The organism is Pollutimonas harenae, from assembly GCF_004153685.1.
Taxonomy (GTDB): domain Bacteria; phylum Pseudomonadota; class Gammaproteobacteria; order Burkholderiales; family Burkholderiaceae_B; genus Pusillimonas_C; species Pusillimonas_C harenae.
In genome coordinates this window covers 667222-684821 of the sequence record NZ_SDQD01000002.1, presented here as the reverse complement: position 1 = coordinate 684821, position 17600 = coordinate 667222, and the positions used below count along the sequence as shown (strand labels likewise).

Sequence of the window (17600 nt, the reverse complement as noted above, 5' to 3'; positions counted from 1 at the left end):
ACGAATTGAGGTTTTGCAGCAAACATGGAAAAACCATCTTAAATTGTGCTAGAATTTCGTTCTTTGCTGGTCTTGATTTGGTCGGCTGGCAAAACCGCTAAAGGCTGAAAAGCCAATAGTTTCGGGGCGTAGCGCAGCCTGGTAGCGCACTTGCATGGGGTGCAAGGGGTCGAAGGTTCGAATCCTTCCGTTCCGACCAAATATATCAAGGGCTTACAGACTTTTGTCTGTAAGCCCTTGTTCTTTTGGCTGTCTAGCGCATGAAAGGCCCACGAAAAGCTTACGCCAAGCCACCTACCTCGACGGCCTTTCGACGGATGCGCTCTCAGCAAATCGGCCCAATCGGCATCCACCCTCTTCCATCCAGCCTACCCCATAAGCCGCATTTTACTGGCTGAAGTTCCTCTCTATCATTCGATCCATAAAGTCTGTATCTAGACGTTAAATATGTTGCGGGCATGACGTACTCCCTATGGCGTCAGTAACTTGATGGGCATCCGTCCTCGACAACCATACCAATGCTCGAAAGAAGAGGAAACCCCCACCATGCTCCCGTCCAGCAAGCAACTCACCCCAGCTGTTTCCGATTGACCAGGTCGCCATGAACACGCTGACATTCTTGCAATGCGCAAGCGCAGTCGCCGCTTTCACTCTAAGTAACGTGGCATGGTCCGCAGTGTCTCGGCATGAGTACGACACTTTAATCATGGACGCACGTGCCGGAAACTATGAGCCTGCCCTCGCGATGTTGCGCCAACATGCCATCGATCATCCACAGGATATTCAGGCCGCTTATGATCATGTGCTGATCGCCAGTTGGGCAAACCGCAGCAATGAGGCCATCATTGCCTACGAAGCGTTGCAGCCGGAGCCCAATCGTCCGCCCGCCAACGTACTGGAAGCGGTAGCTCGCGCCTACCGCGATACCCAGCGCTGGGATGCCGCCGTAACCCATTATCACAATGGTCGAAGGCTGTATCCCTCGCAGGTCCGCTTCGCGGTTGGCGAAGTCAAGACGCTGGCTGATGCAGGGCAGCGTGACAGTGCCGTACAACAGGGACAGGCACTTGTCGAGGAGCAGCCTGCAAACGCCGATGCACGACTCGCCTTGAGCTATGCACTCAAAAGCGCCTCGTCACCCTACGCCGCACTTTTTGAAACCAGTCAAGCGCACAGCCTGGCGCCGAGGCAAGCCTATGTTTCGCGGGAGTACCTGAACTCATTGGAGAACGCAGGCCTTGCACATGCTGCACTGGAAACAGCGCGGCAACATCAAGATCTGGTCGACGCATCGAGAATGCGAAAATTGCAGGCCGACTATCTGGCGGAATTGTCCCGACTGGCAGAGACTCCAGTCCGCCAGGAGAGTGAGCGCTATGTCCTCGCTGACCGAGCAATTACCGAATATGACAAGTTGATTCCGGCATGGCAGGCGCTGGGAGACGAAGCCAAGGCTGATGTCCGGCGCTTGCAGATTGATCGCTTGCAAGCTCTTGCCGTACGCGGCCGCTCGGCGGATGCCGTCGCCTCATACGAAGCGCTCGTCACCCAGGGTGTTCAGATACCGCCTTATGCACTCAGGCATGTGGCTGCCTCTTATCTCGCCTTGAGGCAACCCGAAAAAGCACGCAATCTATATAGACAGGTCGTCTCGGCCAAGGCCAGCCAGCACAGTAATCCTGCAGAAAAACTCAGTAATCAGTTCGGGCTTTATTACTCGCTGATCGAGAATGAGGAGTTTGCTGAAGCAGGACGTGTCATGGAAACGGCACAGGCCGGGCAGCCCACCTGGCGGCACATCAAAGGTGTACCACAAAGAGTACCCAACGACCTACATATGTATTCAGAACAGACCGGCGCACTGGGCCTGTTTTATGAAGACAACACGCCGGCAGCTCAGGAGCGACTCGAAGAGCTGGTGGACAACGCCCCTATCAATGTAGGCCTGCGCACGGCTCTGGCCAATGTTTACCTCAGTCGAGGCTGGCCACGACGTGCGGAAAAGCAATTGAAGGTTGCTGAAGCGCTGGAGCCACGGTCGCCCGAAATGGAGGCGATGCAAGGCATGACGGCCCTGGACCTTCGGGAATGGAAACAGGCCGAGATACTGCTCGATGACTTGCTTGCCCGCTATCCGGAAAGACCTTCGACACAGCACCTGGAACGAGAATGGAAGCTGCACCAAAAGGCGGAACTGCGCATCCAGGCCAATGGCGGAATAGCCTCCGACAGTCCAGTCACAGGCAGCAATGACCTGAGTATGGAAACCGTCCTCTATTCGGCGCCACTCCATCATAACTGGCGCGCCTTCGGCGGCGCAGGCTATGCCACAGGGGATTTCGAAGAGGGATCCGGAAGTCACCGTTGGCTGCTGGCCGGCATCGAATGGCGAGGCCGTGATCTCACGGGTGAGCTGGAGATATCCAGCCACAACTATGGTTTTGGTACGAAGCCGGGTGCCCGCGTCAGCGCTGCTTATGACTTGAATGACCAGTGGCAGGTTGGTGCTTCGATAGCGCTGCGTTCCAGCGAAACTCCCTTGCGAGCATTACGCAACGGCGTTTATGCCAACGGGGCCGGCGCCTATGTGCGTTGGCGCCAAAGCGACTATCGCGATTGGAGTCTTTCGCTGTCCGCTCTGGATTTCAGCGATGGCAACAATCGATTGACCGCCGTGCTCAGCGGCAGAGAGAGGCTTTATGCCTCGCCAAGCCTCAAGGCCGACCTGCTCATAGGTGTTGCGGCTTCACGCAATACCCATGAGAGCGCCGCTTACTTCAATCCCCAATCCGACCTCGAACTGCTGCCCAGCCTCAGGCTCACACACACGCTATATCGACACTACGACACGACCCTGGAGCACAGCCTGATGCTTGGTGCGGGCCTTTATGCACAACAACACTATGACACGGGCGCCATCGGCGTGGCGAGTTACGGCATGAAATACCGCCATGACGATGTATTTGAAATAGGCGCGACGGTTATGGGTGTCAGCCGGCCATATGACGGCGTGCGTGAACGTGAGCTGCGCTTCATGCTCGAAATGACCTTGCGATTCTAGGACACGCCATGCTTGTTTCCGCCCTCTTCCGCTCCCTGGCCTGCATGATTTGCTCCATCCTCATGCTGAGCAGTTGCGCCAAGGATATTCCGATCTTCGTGCCACCCGGCCAGCGCTCCATGCACAATTCCCAGCAAGACTGGCCCAAGAACAAGTTTCTTGCCCTGGCTTATCACGATATCCAAGACAGCGACCCCGATCAGGCCTTTGTCTCGGTCAGCACGGAACACCTGGTACAGCAGTTCGCATGGCTCAGGGAAAACGGCTACCAGCCCATTACAGTAGACCAAATACTGGAAGCGAACCGTGGCGGCCAACCTTTGCCCGACAAGGCCCTGCTCCTTACTTTCGACGACGGCTACCGCAGTTTCTACACGCGAGTCTTTCCGTTGCTTCAAGCCTATCAATGGCCGGCCGTCCTTGCACCGGTCGGTGCGTGGCTGGATACACCCGATGATGAGCCCGTCGACTTCGGCGGCAAGCCAGTCGAGCGTGAACGCTTCCTGACCTGGAAGCAGGTCAGCGAAATCGCTCGCTCAGGCCTGGTGGAAATCGGCGCGCATACCAATAACCTGCATTACGGCGTTCTGGCCAACCCGCAAGGAAATTTGGAGCCCGCTGCGGCTGCCCACAAGTATGACGCTGCCACAGGCCGGTACGAAACCGATGAACACTACAAGCAGCGCATCAGTCGTGACATTGATCTCATCACTGAAAAAATACGCCGTGCTACCGGCAAAAAACCCCGCGTCTGGGTGTGGCCCTACGGCGCCGCCAGCGGCGAAGCGCTGAAGATTGTTAATGCCAAGGGGTACGAGCTGGCGATGATGCTGGAAAGTGGGCTGGGAAACGTGCATGAGCTGAACAATATTCCACGCGTTCTGGTATCCAACGATCCGCAACTGGATAATTTTGCTTCCACCAGCATGGTGATGGAGAACAACACCGTCATGCGTGTGGCGCATGTGGATCTGGACTACGTCTACGATCCGGATCCCGAGCAGATGGAGCGCAACCTGGGCGAGCTGGTACAGCGCATCGCCGACATGCAAATAACAACGGTATTCCTGCAGGCTTTCGCCGACCCGCTGGGCGACGGCCTGGCGCGCTCCGTCTATTTTCCCAATCGACATCTGCCCATGCGTGCCGACCTCTTCAACCGTGCTGCATGGCAACTCAAGAGCCGCGCATTCGTGGATGTATATGCATGGATGCCTGTCCTGAGCTTCGACCTTGAGCCGAATATTGCACGTGTGTCGCGCTGGGATCCCGACACCGGGAAAATCGGTGTCAACCCCAACGACTATCAGCGTCTGTCTCCGTTCGACCCGGCCGCAAGACAGCAGATCATCGACATCTACGAAGACTTGTCCCGTCATGCTCTCTTCAACGGCATTTTGTTCCATGACGATGCCATGCTTTCCGACTTCGAGGATGCCAGCCCACAGGCACTGGCCGCTTACCAGGCAGCTGGGCTGCCCGGAAGCATCCAGGCGCTGCGGGCTGATCCCGGCACCTTGCATGCATGGACGCGGTTCAAAAGTCGCTACCTTGTCGACTTCACGCAAATACTGGCTGATCATGTCCGGGCGATACGCGGCCCACAAATAAAAACGGCCCGCAACATCTTCGCCGAACCCATTCTGAACCCAGCCAGTGAAGCATGGTTTGCCCAAAATCTGGATGACTTCCTGTCCGCCTACGACTGGACTGCACCCATGGCCATGCCCTGGATGGAGAACGTGCCCCGGGACGGGGCTGATCAATGGCTGGACAGCCTTGTCGATCGCGTTGCCTCACGGCCACAAGCTTTAAACAAAACAGTTTTTGAAATCCAGGGGCGGGATTGGCGACCTTCCGCACATGCCGAGGATTCGGGTCATGTGGACTCGGCCCTGATGGCGCATTGGCTGAAACGGCTGCAATTGCGCGGCGCCCGCAGCTTTGGCTATTACCCCGACGACTTTACCCAAGATCAGCCCCGGTTGGAAACCATACGGCCGGCCATTTCCAATTCCTGGTATCCGTTCAGATGATAGACCGACTCATAGCCTTCCTCGTCCTGAGCATTGTGCTGGGCGCCCCGTTCGGACTCACGCTGGTGCTCACGAGCAATGCACTGCTGAACTTCGTCTTCTTTTATCCCCTTTTCATGTCGGGAATATGGATGGCTGGCGGCCTGTATTTCTGGCTGCATTGGGAACGGAAGTGGAACTGGCGGCCTTACCGTCCACCGCAATTACCCGGCCTACCGCTGATCTCCATCCTGATTCCTTGCTACAACGAGGCGGACAATGGCGAAGAGACCATACTGGCGGCCCTCGGCCAGGAATACCAGAACATCGAAGTGATCGCCATCAACGATGGCTCCACCGATGGCACGACAGCCTTGTTTGACAGGCTGGCGGCGGAACACGATCGTTTACGCGTAATCCACCTGGCCAAAAATCAGGGTAAAGCCATGGCATTACGCATGGGCGCAATGGCCGCCCGTAGCGAATATCTGGTCTGCATTGATGGCGACGCGTTGCTGGCGCCGGATGCCACAAACTATTTGGTGGCGCCCCTAGTGGAAAACGCCCGGGTCGCTGCAGTAACCGGCAACCCGAGAATCCGCACGCGCTCGACGCTCATTGGCCGTATACAAGTCGGCGAGTTCTCTTCCATTATCGGCTTGATCAAGCGCACGCAGCGTGTGTACGGACAGTTGTTCACCGTGTCGGGCGTGTGTTCGGCATTCCGGCGCAAGGCACTGGATGAGGTGGACTACTGGAGTCTGGACATGATCACCGAGGATATCGACATCACCTGGAAGCTCCAGCGGGCGCACTGGAATGTATTTTATGAACCCCGCGCCCTATGCTGGATCCTGATGCCTGAAACCCTGAGCGGACTGTGGAAGCAGCGCTTGCGCTGGGCACAGGGCGGTGCGGAGGTTTTCCTGAAGAATCTGACCACCATCTGGTCCTGGGAACATCGCCGCCTTTGGCTGTTGATGATCGAGTTCGTCCTGTCGACCGGATGGGCCTTTGCCTTTACGCTATCCATCATCCTTTGGCTGCTGGGCCACACAGTTGCATTACCGCCCAGTATCACCGTATCCGTGCTGATGCCGCCTTCCTTCACCGGCATGGTGCTGGCCATGGTCTGCCTGCTGCAGTTTGTGGTCAGCGTATTCATTGACCGGCGCTATGAACCCCATCTGGCTCGTTCACTGTACTGGATCATCTGGTACCCCTTCGCCTATTGGCTTATTAACCTCGTCACCACGCTTTTCAGCTTCCCCAAGGTCATGCTGCGCATTCGGCGCCGGCGTGCTCGCTGGGAGAGTCCGGACCGCGGCATCAAGGAGTTGGCATGATCATCACAACACAACGCTCACACACTGCATGGACTATCGACACCATTCTGACGGCCCTGGGCTGGACTGGGTTTTTCTTTCTATTTACCCGAGGTGTGGTATCGATATTGGATAGCCACTTCGGCGCCGGCATGCCGGTGACAGACCCCTTGCTGCCTACCCTGGAAACACTCTTGATCTATGCCATCGTGGCCTGCGCCAACGCAGTGCTGGTTGTGCTATGGGGCAAATATCGCAAGCACTTCTTTACGACCCTCAGGCGAAACCGGCTGCCAAACGGCATAGATGATGCAGTGCTAGCTTCCCACTTTCATTTGTCGTGCCATCAACTGCATGAAATCCAGGGCAGCAGGGTGACGATCATCTACCACTCGAGTGACGGTGATATTGACCACCTGGACACTGATCAGCTGCGTGTGCGTCCGGCCGGCAATAACGAAGTATATGAAGCCCCGGCCAGGGTGGCCTGAGCGCGCCGGCCAGGTATCGAAAAAGGCTGTCATCCCTCCTTTTGGCGTAGGTCGAGCCGACATCATTACGCCATACGGGGGATGCCGGCCTAAGCCTTCTGACACATGTTTCAAAACACTGCTGTCCTTATCATAAAGCTATAGAGAAGGTTTCAAATACTAGCAAAAAGAATCAAGTTTTATAAAACATCCACCGATGAGCTTACCGCCTTGGAGTAGATGAAATGCGCCGTTTTGCTGTGTTACTCAGTTTTTTCGCTCTTGCAGCATCTTGCAGCCCGGTCAGTGCCCAGGACCAGGTCAAGGGCAAGCTGCCACCCAGCAAGATAGAGCAAGCTGAACGGCATGCGGGTGGCAAAAGTGTTTTTGATGATCCGCTGGGCGGCATCGTCGTAAACCGAACGGTGACCGTGCTGGGCCATGATTTCTATCAATATTTCTCGACCTACTGGCGCGAGAAAGACATCAGCAGCACATTCTCGATTTCCATCCACGAGCGCCCATCAGCTCGCTTTGGGAGCGAGATATGGGTGCAATTCCGGCGAAAACGCATGTTCCATACATTTCTGCCGCCTGCCCGCGCCGCCGTCAAAGAGATCAGCGCCATGGCAGTGGAAATGGTCTACCAGAACATTGCTGACAGCGAAGTGGAACGCCTCCTGACCCACAACCCCGATCTGGGACCAGAGGAAATGTAAATAAAAAGGAAGAAGGAACGATCATGACCACCAAACCCACCCTCCCTCTACATTGTCTCGCCATTGCAGTCGCCTGCACCTTGACCGCCCCGAGCAACGCAACGGAACTTGTCTACTATCCATTCAATCCCTCCTTTGGCGGCAATCCGCTGAACGGCACAGTGTTGTTGAACTCGGCGCTGGCCACCAACAAACACACCGATCCGGCACTGGACAATGCCGACCTGGGCATCGAAGAGCAATCTCCCCTGGAACTGTTCAATCAAACACTTGAACGATCAATCATCAGTCGTCTAGCCTCGGCAGCCAGCTCCAAAATCGTCAATGCCGACGGCCAGTTTGTGCCGGGCAGCCTCGAGACGGACAGCTTTCTGATCAATATCGTCGATCTGGGTAACGGCTATCTGTCAATCACCACGACAGACAAGCTGACGGGCGGCGAAACGACCTTTCAGGTGGGAAAATGAACGCGCCGCACAGCCTCAAGAGGCGTGGCTTGAACTTATGCTTGGTCACCACGCTAGCCGTCATGCTGACAGCTTGCGCCGTCCCGCAGCAACCTGTCGGGGTTGCCACGCAAGCACATCTGACCCCCGCCACACCCTCTACACGCGACTTGCTCAAGCTGCCCGATCCAAAAGGAAAAATCGTTGTCGCCGTCTATGGCTTCCGTGATCAGACCGGACAATACAAGCCCGCGCCGGACAGCTCATTCTCGACTTCGGTTACACAAGGCGCCGCATCCATGCTGGTCAAAGCACTCAAAGACTCTGGCTGGTTCACCCCTGTGGAGCGTGAAAGCCTGCAGGAACTCCTGACTGAACGCCGTATCGTGAGGGCGCTTGACGGGTCGCAGGCAGACGATGCTCCCGCCATTCACATTCCCGCCTTGATGCCCGCTTCCATCCTGATAGACGGCGGGGTGCTGGCTTATGAAACTAATCTGCGCACCGGCGGATTGGGCGCGCGCTTCCTGGGCGTAGGCCTGTCCACGCAGTACCGCATGGACCAGGTCACGATCGGCCTGCGCAGCGTCGATATTCGGACCGGCCGGGTGTTGCACACGGTTTCCACAACCAAGACGGTCTTTTCTTATGAAGTCAGGCCCAGCGTGTACAAATTCGTCAATTTCAAGGACTTGCTGGAAATCGAAGCGGGGGTCACCAGCAACGAACCCACCCAACTGTGCGTGAAGGAAGCCATAGAAGCGGCCGTCATCCATCTGACAGTTCAGGGCCTTAAGGACAGGAGTTGGTCATTAAAAAATGAGAGCGATTGGAACTCTCCCATCATCCAGACTTACCTGCAAGAAGGCAACACCTATGCAATCAATACTGTGGAGATGCAGGAAGCAGCGGCCGCACCCAATACGGCCAGCCCTGCACAGCCCATATCCACTGGCCAATGAACCGTGCAGTAAGGCGGCCGGTATGAAGACCGCCGGACGCGTCTATGGATTCAGGTCTTTATTTTGAGGAGAAACACCATGAGCATCAAACTGACTCTTATCGCCGTGGGTATCACCCTGGCCTATGGGGCTTCTGCAGCAATGGCAGCCAATACCGCTAACGTCGATCAGAACGGAGCCGGCAACGACGCTGTCATCGAGCAATGGAGCAATAGCAACTCCACTGCCAACATTACGTCGTGGGGCAACTATAACGACGCCTTCATTGAGCAGGAAGAAAACAGCAACGCGACAGCCACTTCAACGTCCCTGGGCAGCTTCAACGATAGCGTGATCAACCAGCACAACGTCAACAACTCTGGGGCCAGCATCTATCAGGCAGCCAGCGGCGGCGATGCCACAATCAACCAAAGTGGTACTTGGCATTCCTTCGGCTGGGGCTGGGGTTATATGGCTGACGGCAACAACCAGCAAGCCAGCATCAACCAGAATTGGGGCTGGGGCAACTCGGCATGGATTACCCAGACTGGCGACAATGTCAATGCCTCCATTACCCAGGCGGGTTTCGGCAATGACGGCGGCATCATACAGAATGGTCGTGGCGGTGCAAGCCTGGTCGCCCAGTTGAGCCAATCAGGCCACCATAACGACGGCTACATTAAACAAGATGGTGCCAATTTGCAGGCCTATGTCTCTCAAAGTGGTATCGGCAACGATGCGGTCGTGCTGCAAAAAGGCAATGACTACGTCGCCAACGTGACCCAAGTGGGCTATAGGAACAATGCCTACGTGAACCAGCGCTGATACGTAGATACTCACTGCCAGCACACCTGCGGATGGCCGATAAGCTATCCGCAGGCCAGCCAGGCATGCCTGTGCCAAGTAATAAGGAAGCGAAAGTCATGAATGCAGATGCGAATATACAAGTATGGCTGGAAATGTTTTCTCAAATTCCGCCCGGCATTGTTGTTCCGTATGTACAAACTTCACAGGACACAATGCTGCACTATAAAGTGCTTGTGGTCATGGAGGGGCACGCGGGCCGTTCATTGATCAGCCAGACTGGCGAGGTCCGGACCAAGGCCAGCATACCCTCCGCCCTAGGCAGGGTTTCGGTAAACCGCAATCCTGAAGACGATTGCCATATTAATTTAGTTTTGTCAGGACATGGTGGAAATGAGTTGAGTTATCACTTTCCGTGTCGTGATACTACACAGCACACAAAAAAACAACTTACTTTAAGTAACAAATAGATTTATTAATATATATAAAATACATTTGATTACACAATCAAAGCATGAAGAAAAATGATTTTCACGTATAGTATTGAAAAATAAGTAAATGTTTCGCCACGAGCGAATACTAGATGGCTGGATAGGACTGCGGCTTCAATTGTCTGCGTCACCCTCAAATGTTGGTAACAACAGACAATCTGTAGCGGTTTTAGCTTTCCCTAGCGCTCGACATGCGGCGAACGTCAAACTCGGGAAGAAAAAGCATGACTACCATAGTTGTCATCGAGCCGCATACTTTACTGCGGCTTGGAATATTACAAATATTGGCTGATATAAGTGCCTCATGCAACATCAATGGCGAGGATTACTCCGTCTTTACCCGAGAGCCTCCGGCCGCCAATTGTGATCTGGTACTGCTTTCCATTCCCTCTTTCGAAGAGATACAAAAGCTCACCGTCGCCACTGACCGCCTGTATTCACCCAAAGCCATGCTCTTGCTTTCCGAAAGCAGTGATATGCCCCATACAGTACAGGGCTTGCCCGCTTCAGTAGCAGGTTATGTGGCCAAAAGCGCGTGTCCCGAAGTGTTACAAGCATCAGCCCGTCTGGTGCTCGCCGGTGGAAGCTGCTTTCCTCTACGGTCTTATCCAAGCGACTCACAGCAGTCATTGCTGGCGCATTTCGAGCCCATGAAATGGCCGCCAGAGTCTTTACAAAGAACCAAAGCAGCCAACAGCAGCATCTCTCCAGAGAGCAAGATGCTGGGCCTAACGCCCCGCCAATACGAGGTGTTGGTATTGCTGGCTCGTGGCTATCCTATGAAAACGGTTGGGCGCTATCTGAATATATCAGTGGCTACCGCCAAAGCACACACCGAGACCTTGTATCAGCGTCTGGATGTTCATAATCGCAATGCTGCTGTTTATGAAGCCTTTGCTCGCGGAGCCACCCTGGGCTGGTCTACAACCCTGGGCTGGTCTACAACAGACCCATCTGCAGACGAGCAGGTTCGCTGATCATTTCGCGACTCCACGGCGGATCCCAAACCAGGTCGACCTTGACTTCATCTACACCATGTATAGACAATAATTTGCCGCGGGCCTCGTCGGCTATGAAGGTTCCCATGCCACAACCTGGCGCCGTCAGGGTCATTTGCACTTCGATACGATAAAGCTCGTCGGCAACAGGCAGTACCTTGCAGCTGTACACTAGCCCCAAATTAACGATATCGACAGGAATTTCAGGGTCGTAGCATGTGGCCAACAGGCTCCAGGCCGCGTCTTCGACTGACTGTGCCGTTACCGGGCCGTCATGCACATGCCGGACATCTTCTGTGGGCTCCAAACCCAAAGCATCACCATCGACCCCTTCGACCCGGTAGAGATTGCCTTCGACCATGACCGTATAGCTTCCGCCCAACTGCTGCGTAATCGTGGCCTCGCAACCTTTTTCTATTGTGACCGGGGAGCCGTACGGAACAGTAACGGCCGGACAATCACGGCTGACAATAACGTCTTGACGCGTATAGCTCATAAAGACCTCTTTCTATTCGGTGCGCGCAGTATCGCGCGCCTGGGTAATCGCGTTATGCAGCGTATGCCAAGCTAGTGTGGCGCACTTGACCCGCGCCGGGAATTCCCGTACGCCTGACAGGACCTCGAGTTTGCCAAAATCACGTGCTTCCGGGTGTTTTTCGGTGAGCATCGCATGCATGTCCTCGAACAAGGCCTCGACGTCGGATATCGACTTACCTTTGACTGCCTCAGTCATCAGCGAAGCCGACGCCGTCGAAATGGCACAGCCATGACCGACAAAGCTGACTTCTTCGACGAGATCATTTTTGACGCGGGCATAGACCGTCAATTGATCACCACACAGCGGATTGTGCCCATCGGCGCGATGGCTCGCATCATCCATGGCATGAAAGTTGCGCGGATGACGGTTGTGGTCAAAGATGACTTCCTGATAAAGCTCGCGTAGATCGCTGTACTGATCACTCATTCTTACTGCCCTGTTCCAAACAATTTCTGAGCCTTGCGCAAGGCAGCGGCCAACGCGACGACATCATCTTCGGTGTTATACAGTGCCAACGATGCGCGCGCCGTACCTGGTATGCCGAAGCGAGTCATTAGGGGCATGGCGCAGTGATGGCCCGCGCGAATGGCCACCCCTTCGGTGTCAAGAATGGTACCCAGATCGTGAGGATGTATGCCATCGACCACAAAAGACAATATGCCAGCCTTGTCATTGGCGGTACCTATCAAACGTATGCCCGGCAAGGCCAGCAACTGTTCAGTTGCCCTTTGCAGCAGGTCGTGTTCGTAGGCGGCAATGACATCGAGCCCGACATCTTCAACGTAGCGGATGGCAGCGTCCATGGCCACCACACCTGCAATATTGGGCGTACCCGCCTCGAACCGTTGCGGCACATCGGCGTAGGTACTGCGCTCGAAGCTGACGGTATGGATCATATCGCCACCACCTTGCCACGGCGGCATATCGTTCAGCACGTCGTAACGGGCGTACAGTGCACCCATACCTGTCGGTCCGTATAGTTTATGGCCCGAGAAAACGTAGAAGTCGCAGCCTATGGCCTGCACGTCCACCACCTGGTGGGCAACTGCCTGGGCGCCGTCGATCAGCACCAATGCGCCGGCATCATGCGCCAGGCGGGTCATCTCCGTAACCGGATTGACAGTTCCCAGGGCATTGGACACATGAACAATACCGACCAGACGAGTGCGGGTATTGAGCAAAGCCCGATATTCGTCCAGGTCGAGTTCGCCGCTGTCGGTCACCGGCACGACACGCAGGTGTGCACCCGTACGTTCACACAGCAATTGCCAGGGCACGATATTGGAGTGATGCTCCATACCGGTAACGAGGATTTCGTCACCCTCTTTGAGATTCGCCCAGCCCCAGCTGTAAGCCACCAGGTTGATGGCTTCGGTGGTGCCACGGGTGAAGACAATTTCCTCAGCGCGAGCTGCATTGAGCAAGCGACGCACGCTTTCTCTGCCCTGCTCGTACAAATCGGTGGAGTGCTGCGAAAGCCAATGGACGCCACGATGGATGTTGGCATTGGACTGTTCGTAATACTGACTTTCCGCCTGGATGACCGATAGCGGCTTTTGTGTGGTAGCGCCGTTGTCCAGATATACCAGCCGACGCCCTTTTACTGGGCGCGACAATATGGGGAAGTCATCCTTGCGATTCAGTTGGGATGGTCGGGACGCGGCAAGCGTGGGCGAGTTCATGCAAACTCCCCAAGGTCGAGGCCATTGGGTGCCAGACTGCGTATGGCGCCGATAATACGCCGGCGCAACACCTCGGGCTCGATACGTGCGACTGCTTCCGCCGCAAAGGCGTAGGTCAGCACACTGCGCGCACTGGACTCATCGAGCCCACGGGTACGTAAGTAAAACAGGCTGTCCTCGTCGATCTGGCCCACGGTGGCGCCATGGGCACATTTGACGTCGTCGGCATAGATTTCAAGCTCGGGCCGGGCATCGGCCTTGGCCATGCGCGACAAAAGCAGGCTGTCGGAGCGTTGTACCGCATCGGTCTTGTCGGCTCCGGGCGCCACCAAAATACGACCACTGAATACACCTCTTGCCGTATCGGCCAGGACGCCCCGGTAGTATTCGCGACTGATGCAATGCGGCATGGAGTGGCCGATCAGGGTATGGTGATCAACATGGCGCCGGCCATTCACGTAATACAAGCCGTTAAACAGCGTTTCGCAATGATCACCTGTGAAGTCGGTAGCAATATCGTGGCGCGCCAGTCGTGCACCAAACGACATGGAGTGCGAGTTGTATACCGAGCCTTTGCCTTGCACCACATCGATAGCACCCAGATGAACGGCCTGCTCGTCTTCGTGCTGCAGTTTCAAGTGCGTGACATGGGCGTCGGCAGCCAATTGGGCTCGCGTGACGGTATTGGTCAGACTGGCGCCACTGCCCTGCCCCAGGTAGTGCTCAACAACGACACCGCGCGAGCCTGCTTCGGCCTGAATGAGGTTGCGCGGAAAGCTGGCCGCCTGCTCGCTGGCGGCAATGAACACCAGGTGCACCGGTTTTTCCAACTCGACACCACGGGCAAGGCGTATGACAGCACCGTCGCTGGCCAAGGCAAGATTCAGCGCCGCCGTACTGGCACCCTGGGTTTCATCGCCCAGTAAATCCTGCAAGGCATCGGGCGAGTGCTCCAATGCCACAGACAACGCCTGCACTTGTGCGCCACTGGGCAAGTCGCCGATATCAGACAGCGCTGGATCAAACCGGCCGTCTGTAAACACCAGCCAGTGCCCGGGTTCGCTCGCGCGAACCTGCATGACTTTATCGGCGACCGAAGCCTGTCCGGCCGGCAGAAAGGACTGCTGCTCAAGTGAGGCCAGCGATGTATGACGCCAGTTCTCTTGTTTGGTCGTAGGCCAGCCTTCGCTGGCAAACCGGTCGATGGCGCGCTTGCGCATGGCAGCCAGCCAGGGAATGTTGGCGCCTGTCAAACCCTGCCCACGGGCCGTAAAATCGGCCACCCAGGTTTGTACAGTACTCATGCCGCAGCCCCTTTGCCTGCAGCGGCCTCTTCGGTAACCCAGCCGTAACCACGCTCTTCCAGTTCGAGCGCGAGTTCGCGGCCACCGGAACGGACAATGCGGCCACCGGCCAGTACGTGTACGAAGTCGGGCACAATGTAGTCGAGCAAGCGCTGGTAGTGCGTAATGACGATCAGGGCGCGTTCTGGTGAACGCAGCCGGTTGACGCCATCAGCCACCACCTTGAGCGCATCAATATCCAGCCCGGAGTCGGTTTCGTCCAGAATGGCCAGCTTGGGCTCAAGCAGCGTCATTTGCAGTACTTCGTTGCGTTTTTTCTCGCCGCCTGAAAAGCCTTCATTGACGGAACGATAAAGAAATTCCTCGCGCATGCCCACGGCTTTCATTTCAGCCTTGACCTTTTTCAGGAAGTCCATGGCGTCCAGCTCTGGCAGGCCCTGATGCCGCCGTGTTGCATTAACGGCTGCCTTCAGGAAATACGCATTGGACACACCCGGAATTTCGATGGGGTATTGAAACGCCAGGAACAGGCCCGAGCGTGCGCGTTCTTCGATGGACATGGACAACAGGTCTTGCCCCATCCAGTCGACCTCTCCGCTTTCGATTTTATAGTCTTCGCGGCCGGCCAATACCTGCGACAAGGTACTTTTACCCGAGCCATTAGGCCCCATGATGGCGTGTACTTCGCCGGCGTTGACTTCCAAATTCAAACCACGCAGTATCGATTTTTCTTCAACCGAGGCGTGCAGATTCTTGATGCTGAGCATTACTGACTTCTCCATTAACCTACGCTGCCTTCCAGGCTTACACCGAGCAGATTCTGTGCCTCGACTGCAAACTCCATGGGCAATTCCTTGAAAACTTCCTTGCAGAACCCGTTCACAATCATCGAAACGGCGTCTTCCGCGGACAAGCCGCGCTGCATCGCATAAAACAATTGGTCTTCGCCGATACGCGACGCCGTGGCTTCGTGTTCGACGCTGGCCGACGGATTCTGTACTTCCATGGTCGGGAAGGTATGCGCCGCGCACTTGCTGCCTATCAGCAAAGAGTCGCACTGCGTGTAGTTGCGTGCATTCTCGGCCTTGGGCGTAATACGTACCAGCCCCCGGTAAGCATTGCTGCCATGGCCAGCCGAAATACCCTTGGAAATAATCGTGCTGCGCGTATTGCGACCAATATGTATCATCTTGGTGCCGGTATCGGCTTGCTGACGGTGGTTGCTGAGCGCCACAGAGTAAAACTCGCCGGTGGAGTCATCGCCCCGCAGAATCACGCTGGGATATTTCCAGGTAATGGCCGAACCGGTTTCAACCTGGGTCCAGGAAATGCGCGAACGTGCACCCCGGCAGTCGCCCCGCTTGGTGACAAAGTTATAAATACCGCCCTTGCCGTCTTTATCGCCCGGATACCAGTTCTGTACCGTGGAGTACTTGATCTTGGCATCGTCGAGCGCGACCAACTCAACCACAGCGGCGTGCAGTTGGTTTTCGTCGCGCATGGGCGCCGTACACCCTTCGAGGTAGCTCACCGAGGCACCTTCTTCGGCAATGATCAAGGTCCGTTCGAATTGCCCGGTGTCCTGGGCATTGATGCGAAAATACGTGGACAGCTCCATGGGGCAACGCACGCCCTTGGGAATGAACACAAATGAACCGTCCGAGAACACAGCCGAGTTCAGTGCAGCGTAAAAGTTATCGCCCGGGGGCACCACGCTGCCCAGATACTTGCGTACCAAATCCGGATACTCTTTGACCGCCTCCGAGAACGAACAGAAGATAACACCTACTTCTGCCAGCTGCTTGCGAAAGGTGGTAGCCACCGACACGGAATCAAACACCGCATCGACTGCCACGCCGGCGAGGCGCGCACGCTCGTGCAAAGGCACACCCAGTTTTTCGTAGGTGCGCAACAATTCGGGATCAACCTCATCCAGGCTTTTGGGAGCGTCTTTCTTGCTCTTGGGCGCAGAGTAGTAGCTGATGTCCTGGAAATCAATGGCAGGGAAACTGACCTTGGCCCACTCAGGTAAATCCATGGTCAACCAATGTCGATAAGCAGCCAGCCGCCATTCGAGCATGAATTCGGGCTCGCCTTTCTTTGATGAAAGCAGGCGGATTGTGTCTTCGTTTAGACCTTTTGGAATAGTGACCGATTCAATTTCAGTGACAAAGCCTGCCGAATACTCCCGATCGAGAAAAGACTCGATTGGATCGGCAGCGGATTTCACTGTAGGTTCGGTTAAGGAATTCATTTGGTTTGACTCCATGTCGTGGGACGTGTTTGAGTCCGGACACTTGATTTGGAAACCGGATGCATATTCATGGGAAATTCAATGGGTGTGGTACGAATCATGTCGGCCACGCTGACCTCTTCGAGCGTATGCCTTACAATAGCGTTGATACGCTGCCAGTTGCTGCGTATGTGGCAGCCGGCCTCTACACTGCAGGCGCCAGGCAAAGAGGTGCATTCGGTCAACCCAAATGGCTGCTCCTCAAGGGCGTCTATAATGTCGGCCACACTGATCTGGCTGGCTGGCCGGCTAAGCATATAGCCGCCACGCGCACCCCTGCTGCTGTTGACCAGCTCATGCTGGCCCAGCAGTTTGAGTATTTTGCTGACGGTGGGTTGACCCAAACCCAGCGTGCTGGCCAAGTCTGACGCACTGAACATGCGTTCCGGGCTAGCTGCCATATGGGTCAGCACCAATGTGCCGTAATCGATGATTTTACTGATGCGCAGCACCTGCTGCCTCCGACTTGCTACTGTAGCCATATAGTACTACTTTGGTACTGTATAGGCAAAT

Annotated in this window: 17 protein-coding genes and 1 tRNA gene; 11 read left to right on the top strand and 7 right to left on the bottom strand. The window is 55.6% G+C overall.

Annotated elements, in window-relative coordinates:
• Positions 1-122: 122 nt before the first annotated feature.
• The 11 genes from ERD84_RS10040 to ERD84_RS09990 all read left to right on the top strand — a co-directional run bounded on the left by ERD84_RS10040 (position 123) and on the right by ERD84_RS09990 (position 11249).
• Positions 123-199, top strand: a tRNA-Pro gene (locus tag ERD84_RS10040).
• Between the two features lie 402 nt (positions 200-601).
• Positions 602-3061: a poly-beta-1,6 N-acetyl-D-glucosamine export porin PgaA gene (gene pgaA / locus ERD84_RS10035; RefSeq protein ID WP_130039473.1), complete on the top strand. Its 2460-nt coding sequence runs from the start codon at positions 602-604 to the stop codon at positions 3059-3061.
• 8 nt (positions 3062-3069) lie between these two features.
• Complete coding sequence (gene pgaB, locus ERD84_RS10030; RefSeq protein ID WP_130039472.1) at positions 3070-5097, top strand: poly-beta-1,6-N-acetyl-D-glucosamine N-deacetylase PgaB; 2028 nt, start codon at positions 3070-3072, stop codon at positions 5095-5097.
• Positions 5094-6422 carry a poly-beta-1,6-N-acetyl-D-glucosamine synthase gene (gene pgaC / locus ERD84_RS10025; RefSeq protein WP_130039471.1) on the top strand — a complete coding sequence of 443 codons (1329 nt, stop codon included), beginning with the start codon at positions 5094-5096 and terminating at the stop codon, positions 6420-6422. Before pgaB ends, pgaC begins: the two co-directional genes overlap by 4 nt.
• A complete protein-coding gene (gene pgaD, locus ERD84_RS10020) occupies positions 6419-6892 on the top strand; it encodes a poly-beta-1,6-N-acetyl-D-glucosamine biosynthesis protein PgaD (RefSeq protein WP_130039470.1) in 474 nt (157 codons plus the stop codon). Before pgaC ends, pgaD begins: the two co-directional genes overlap by 4 nt.
• Before the next feature lie 224 nt (positions 6893-7116).
• Positions 7117-7590: a curli production assembly/transport protein CsgE gene (locus ERD84_RS10015; protein ID WP_130039469.1), complete on the top strand. Its 474-nt coding sequence runs from the start codon at positions 7117-7119 to the stop codon at positions 7588-7590.
• 23 nt (positions 7591-7613) lie between these two features.
• Positions 7614-8057 (top strand): curli assembly protein CsgF, encoded by a 444-nt coding sequence (locus ERD84_RS10010; protein WP_130039468.1) that lies wholly within the window; start codon positions 7614-7616, stop codon positions 8055-8057.
• A complete protein-coding gene (locus ERD84_RS10005; protein WP_130039467.1) occupies positions 8054-8998 on the top strand; it encodes a CsgG/HfaB family protein in 945 nt (314 codons plus the stop codon). The genes ERD84_RS10010 and ERD84_RS10005 overlap by 4 nt, the downstream gene beginning before the upstream one ends.
• Before the next feature lie 78 nt (positions 8999-9076).
• Positions 9077-9802 carry a hypothetical protein gene (locus tag ERD84_RS10000; protein ID WP_130039466.1) on the top strand — a complete coding sequence of 242 codons (726 nt, stop codon included), beginning with the start codon at positions 9077-9079 and terminating at the stop codon, positions 9800-9802.
• 32 nt (positions 9803-9834) lie between these two features.
• On the top strand, positions 9835-10251 hold the full coding sequence (locus tag ERD84_RS09995; protein ID WP_130039465.1) for a hypothetical protein: 417 nt from the start codon (positions 9835-9837) through the stop codon (positions 10249-10251).
• A 245-nt stretch (positions 10252-10496) separates the two neighbouring features.
• Positions 10497-11249 (top strand): response regulator transcription factor, encoded by a 753-nt coding sequence (locus ERD84_RS09990; protein WP_130039464.1) that lies wholly within the window; start codon positions 10497-10499, stop codon positions 11247-11249.
• On the opposite strand, the gene sufT is transcribed toward ERD84_RS09990, so the two are convergent.
• The 7 genes from sufT to ERD84_RS09955 are packed head-to-tail and all read right to left on the bottom strand — an operon-like array spanning position 11212 to position 17569.
• A complete protein-coding gene (gene sufT, locus ERD84_RS09985; RefSeq protein ID WP_130039463.1) occupies positions 11212-11766 on the bottom strand; it encodes a putative Fe-S cluster assembly protein SufT in 555 nt (184 codons plus the stop codon). The two genes, ERD84_RS09990 and sufT, sit on opposite strands and share 38 nt — an antisense overlap.
• Before the next feature lie 12 nt (positions 11767-11778).
• Positions 11779-12234 carry a Fe-S cluster assembly sulfur transfer protein SufU gene (gene sufU, locus ERD84_RS09980; RefSeq protein ID WP_130039462.1) on the bottom strand — a complete coding sequence of 152 codons (456 nt, stop codon included), beginning with the start codon at positions 12232-12234 and terminating at the stop codon, positions 11779-11781.
• A 2-nt stretch (positions 12235-12236) separates the two neighbouring features.
• Entirely contained in the window at positions 12237-13490 is a 1254-nt protein-coding gene (locus ERD84_RS09975) for a cysteine desulfurase (RefSeq protein ID WP_130039461.1), read from the bottom strand.
• Complete coding sequence (gene sufD / locus ERD84_RS09970) at positions 13487-14794, bottom strand: Fe-S cluster assembly protein SufD (protein WP_130039460.1); 1308 nt, start codon at positions 14792-14794, stop codon at positions 13487-13489. The genes ERD84_RS09975 and sufD overlap by 4 nt, the downstream gene beginning before the upstream one ends.
• Positions 14791-15561 (bottom strand): Fe-S cluster assembly ATPase SufC, encoded by a 771-nt coding sequence (sufC, locus tag ERD84_RS09965; RefSeq protein WP_130039459.1) that lies wholly within the window; start codon positions 15559-15561, stop codon positions 14791-14793. Before sufC ends, sufD begins: the two co-directional genes overlap by 4 nt.
• A gap of 14 nt (positions 15562-15575) precedes the next feature.
• Complete coding sequence (sufB, locus tag ERD84_RS09960) at positions 15576-17048, bottom strand: Fe-S cluster assembly protein SufB (RefSeq protein ID WP_130039458.1); 1473 nt, start codon at positions 17046-17048, stop codon at positions 15576-15578.
• A complete protein-coding gene (locus tag ERD84_RS09955; RefSeq protein ID WP_218947942.1) occupies positions 17045-17569 on the bottom strand; it encodes an SUF system Fe-S cluster assembly regulator in 525 nt (174 codons plus the stop codon). Before ERD84_RS09955 ends, sufB begins: the two co-directional genes overlap by 4 nt.
• Positions 17570-17600: the final 31 nt, after the last annotated feature.